This window comes from Burkholderia sp. E168m23, assembly GCF_016586125.1.
Classification (GTDB): Bacteria; Pseudomonadota; Gammaproteobacteria; order Burkholderiales; family Burkholderiaceae; genus Burkholderia; species Burkholderia orbicola.
This window is the reverse complement of record NZ_BCPP01000589.1, coordinates 1-4,511: the sequence shown is the minus strand read 5'-3', so window position 1 is coordinate 4,511 and position 4,511 is coordinate 1. Positions and strand designations below refer to the sequence as shown.

At 68.6% G+C, this 4,511-nt stretch carries 4 protein-coding genes; 3 read left to right on the top strand and 1 reads right to left on the bottom strand.

What is annotated here, in order from left to right:
- The 3 genes from JMF90_RS25365 to JMF90_RS25355 form a co-directional block, all read left to right on the top strand.
- On the top strand, positions 1 to 2,083 hold a 2,083-nt coding region (locus JMF90_RS25365), incomplete at its 5' end, for an ATP-binding protein (protein ID WP_374104260.1).
- Between the two features lie 120 nt (positions 2,084 to 2,203).
- A complete protein-coding gene (locus JMF90_RS25360) occupies positions 2,204 to 2,728 on the top strand; it encodes an HD domain-containing protein (protein WP_006489846.1) in 525 nt (174 codons plus the stop codon).
- 9 nt (positions 2,729 to 2,737) lie between these two features.
- Positions 2,738 to 3,415, top strand: a complete 678-nt coding sequence (locus tag JMF90_RS25355; RefSeq protein WP_006480969.1) for a DUF429 domain-containing protein — start codon at positions 2,738 to 2,740, stop codon at positions 3,413 to 3,415.
- Between the two features lie 153 nt (positions 3,416 to 3,568).
- Here JMF90_RS25355 and JMF90_RS25350 read toward each other — a convergent pair whose 3' ends face one another.
- Positions 3,569 to 4,006 (bottom strand): ATPase, encoded by a 438-nt coding sequence (locus JMF90_RS25350; RefSeq protein WP_027809686.1) that lies wholly within the window; start codon positions 4,004 to 4,006, stop codon positions 3,569 to 3,571.
- Between the last annotated feature and the right edge of the window lie 505 nt (positions 4,007 to 4,511).

The window sequence follows — 4,511 nt, the reverse complement described above, 5'->3', positions numbered from 1 at the left end:
GTGGCGCATGCCGGTCGATGCGCTGCGTGCGCTCGACGTGCCGTCGGCCGCGCGGCTCGGTGCGCTGCTCAAGGAAGACAGCGAGCGTGCCAGCGCGGCCGCTGCCGCGCGCGACGCGCGGGATGGCGCACTCGAAGAGCTCGAGCGGCTCGAACTGCAGGAGAAGCATTTCGCGGAGAACCACAAGGTCGTCACGACCGCCGACGTGCTGGCGGCGCGTGCGCGGCGCGACGGCGCGTGGGGCGAGATTCGCAGCGGCGCCGTCGATCTCGCCACGGGCGCACCGGCGCTCGACGACGCGATTCGCCTCGCCGACGAACTCGTCGATGCGCAGCTCGGCGCGACCCAGGCCGCGGCGACGCTGCAATCGCTGCGTCAACAGGTCGAATCCGCGCGTGCGGGTGTGACGCGCCGACAGGCCGCGCTGGACGAACGCGAGCGCGAGCTCGCCGCCCATCGCGACGCCTGGGCCGCGCTCGCGACGGCGGCCGCGGTGCCCGGCATGCCGCTGGCGGCGATGGGCGACTGGCTCGCGAAGCGCGATACGGTGTTCGTCGCGCAGGCCGATCTCGATCGTCAGCGCCGCGAATTCGACACGATGCGGGCTGCGCGGGCCGGCGCGGAAGCCGCGTTGCGAGCGGCGCTGCTGACGGTATCGCGAGGCGGCGAGGCGGACGGGTTGGCCGCGCTCGTCGCCGTCGCCGAGACGTTCGTCCAGTCGGCCGAGAAAGCGGCCGCACAGAAGGACAGCCTCGACGATCGCGCGCGGGAAGCCGAACGCGGCTGCGCGACCGCGCAGTCGCGGGCCGATCATGCGCAAACGGCTTACGACGCGTGGCAAGCGCAATGGCGCGACGCGCTGGCCGACGCGAAACTGTCCGCGAGCGCGACGACGCTGGCCGCGGCGGAAGGCGCGCTCGGGCTTGCGAATACGGTGACGACCGAACTGGCCGAGGCCGACGCGCCACGCAACCGGATTGCGACGATCCGCGCGGAGCTGAACGCGCTCGAGGCCGGCGCGCGGCGGCTTGCCGAAGCGCTCGCGCCGGAATGGCTGGCGAGCGGCGACTGGCTGGACGTGGCGCGCCGGCTGACGATGCGCCTCGCGGCCGCCCGGGAAATCGCCCGTGCGATCGATCGTGCCGACGAGGCCGTCCGGCAGGCCGACGGCAAGGTCGCGGACGCGGCTGCCGCAGTGGCCGGCGCCGACGCGCGCATCCAGCCGCTGCTGCAACTGGCCGGCGTTGCGTCGATCGACGCGGCGCTGCCGCTGGCCGAGCGCTCGGATCGGCAGCGCCAGCTTCGGCAGGCGGTCGATGTCGCGCACGAGGCGCTGGTGCGCGACGGCGACGGGCTGTCCCGGTCCGCCGTCGAGGCCGAGGTGGCGGAACAGGACGTCGCCGACGTGCCGGCGCAGCTCGAAGCGGTGAAGCAGTCGCTCGCCGATATCGGCAAGCGGCTGAACGAGCTGTCGCAGCAGCAGGTCGTGGCCGACCAGGCGTTCGGCGCGATCGACGGCCAGGCGAACGCGGCCGTCGCCGAGGCGAAACGGCAGGAGGCGCTGGCGGCGATGGGCGACGCGGCCGAACAGTATCTGGAGGCGGCCACCGCGAGCCGCTTGCTGAAGTGGGCGACGGATCGCTACCGCGACCAGAAGCAGGGGCCGATGCTCCGGCGCGCGGGCGAGATTTTCGCCGGGCTCACGCTGGGCGAATTCGCGAAGCTGACCGTGGACACCGAACGAACGCCGCCCGCGCTGTATGCGCGGCGCACGAGGGGAACGTCGGTCGAGGTCGCGGGGCTCAGCGAAGGGACGCGCGATCAGCTGTTCCTCGCGCTGCGGATCGCGGCGCTGGAGTTGCAGCTCGGCAGCCGCACGGCGCTGCCGTTCGTCGCCGACGACCTGTTCATCAATTTCGACGATGCGCGCGCGAAGGCCGGGCTCGATGCGTTGCGCGATCTGTCGACGCGCACGCAGGTGCTGTTCCTGACGCACCACGACCACCTGCTGCCGCTCGTGAGGGACGTATTCGGCGCGCGGGTCAACGTGGTCGAGTTGCAGCGCGCGCCGGCCGGCGCGTGACACGGGGTACGCCGGGATGCCGGCGCACGGGAAGGGTCATCGCGTACAGGTAGTATGAGCAGTTCCGAAACGCACGCGGCCGGTTCGACGGCCGCGGGTCTGGCCACACGAGGGGGGAATATGAAGAAGCTGGTAGCCGCGATTGCGTTCGCGGCGGACAAGCATCGCAATCAGCGGCGCAAGGATGAAGAGGCGTCGCCGTACATCAATCATCCGATCGCGCTTGCCGACGTGCTGGCCAACGAGGCCGGCGTCGAGGACGAACGCGTGATCGTCGCGGCCGTGTTGCACGACACGGTCGAGGATACGGAGACGACCGAGCAGGAGTTGCTGCGGCTGTTCGGCAAGGACGTGGCGGACATCGTGATGGAAGTCACCGACGACAAGTCGCTGCCGAAGGAGGAGCGCAAGCGTCTGCAGGTCGAGCACGCGGCCACCATCAGCCGGCGCGCGAAGCTCGTGAAGCTGGCCGACAAGATCTGCAACCTGCGAGACATCGCCCGGCATCCGCCCGCGGACTGGCCGCTCGAACGCAAGCAGGCGTACTTCGACTGGGCGAAGTCGGTCGTCGACCCGATGCGCGGCGTCCATCCCGGTCTCGAGGCGATCTTCGACACCGCGTACGCCGCGCGGCCGGCGGACTGACGCACGCGCATGTGCTCGGCCCGATTCGCCGCACGACAACCCGCTGCCGTGGCGGGTGTCGACGTCGGCGGCGACAGGAAGCTGTGCGATCTCGTGATCCTGCGTGGCTCGACGGTCGTCTGCCGGGAAGCGCGGATCGCGCCCGAGTCGCTGCCCGCACTGTGTCTCTCCCATGATGTCGTCGCCGTCGGCGTCGACGCACCGAGCCTGTGGTGGACCGGGAGCGGCCGCCGCGCGGCCGAGCAGGCGCTCGCGCGCGAACGGATCTCGTGCTTCCCGACCCCGTCGCGGGAGCAGGCCGTCGCGAGCACGTCGGGCTTCTTCGACTGGATGTTCATGGGGGAGCGCGTCTACCGCGCGCTCGCGGACGCTTATCCGTTATTGACCGACGCGCGCTACGCGGGTGGGCGGGCGAGCTTCGAAACCTATCCTTATGCGATTACCTGCGCGATGCTGGGCAAGGCCGTGGCGTCGGCGAAGCAGAAGCGCAACCAGCGCCGGCAACTGCTGGAGCGGCTGGGCATCGACGTATCGACGCTGCGCTCCGTCGATGCGCGCGATGCGACCCTGTGCGCATTGACGGCGCAATACGTAATCGACGGGAACGCGCATGCGTACGGCGATGCGGCGGGCGGATACATCCGCGTGCCGATGATGCGCGAGACGATCGTGCTGGATGCGTCGTAGCGGCGACGTGCGGCTCCGCGCGGGGTGACGGTCGCACGGTGGTCGCTTCGTGCGGGAACCGGCGGCAGGCCCGGCGATGCAGGGGAAGCAGCTAACGGTTGTCGGTGGGCACGACGTGAGTCCGGTGCACCGCGTGGTTCCGGTCGAGCCGGTTCAATCCTCGAGGATGGATGTCGGCACGCTGGACAGGTCGCAGGCTTGTGCTTGCTCGAAGTAGCTGTCCGCATCGTCGATCATCACGACCGCGACGTCGATCAGCTCGTCCAGCCGTTGCAGCAGCGATTCCCGCCACTCGATGTCTTCGTCGCGCTCGGGCGTCTTGTCCAGTTGCTCGATGATCGAGTCGGCCGTCTGCAGGAATGGAATTGCCTGCTGATAGTTTTCGATCGAGACCAGCGCTGCATTGCGTGCGCCGACGAGCCGCTCGCGATGCGTGTCCGCCAGTTCGGATTCGCCGCTGATGCGCGGCAACATGTCCGAGATGCGCTGCAGAAGCGGCGGCACCTGTTGTTCCAGCAGGATCGCGCGCTCGCGCAGTGCGGCATATTCGTCGCGAAGGTCGGCGTCGCCGGGTTGAGTCGTGCTGTCCATCATCGATATGAGTGCGTGGTTCGGTCGCGGCATGATACTCGACCGCGCCGGGTTCCTTGCCGGTTCCGCGCCCTCCTATATATGGGACGGAAGAGACGTGTTCGTCATATCTTTGGAGGGCGGCGCGTGTTGCGTTTTACCGCCCGTCGAGCGCAAAGCCTCCGTGCGCGGCAGCGCACGGAGGCTTTTTCAAACTTTCTTCACAAAGCGCTTGCGTGGATGGGGGCGGGTGCTTAGAATCACGCCTCTTTCGCGCTAACGGAAACGCAGCGCGGGAGGAAGGGAAGCAGTGCTGTTGAGGTTCGGCGGTAGCGAGCCTCGGCGGTACGGAAGTTGAGCCCCGCGGTCGCAACGAAGTCGTTCAGAAAGTTGTTGACGAGCTGCGAAACACGGTTCATAATCTCGCTTCTCTGCTGCTGAAAACGCAGCGCTGCTGAGAAACACGAAGTTTCTCGCAGAAATGCTCTTTAAAAATTAACAGCCGATAAGTGTGGGCGCTTGATGA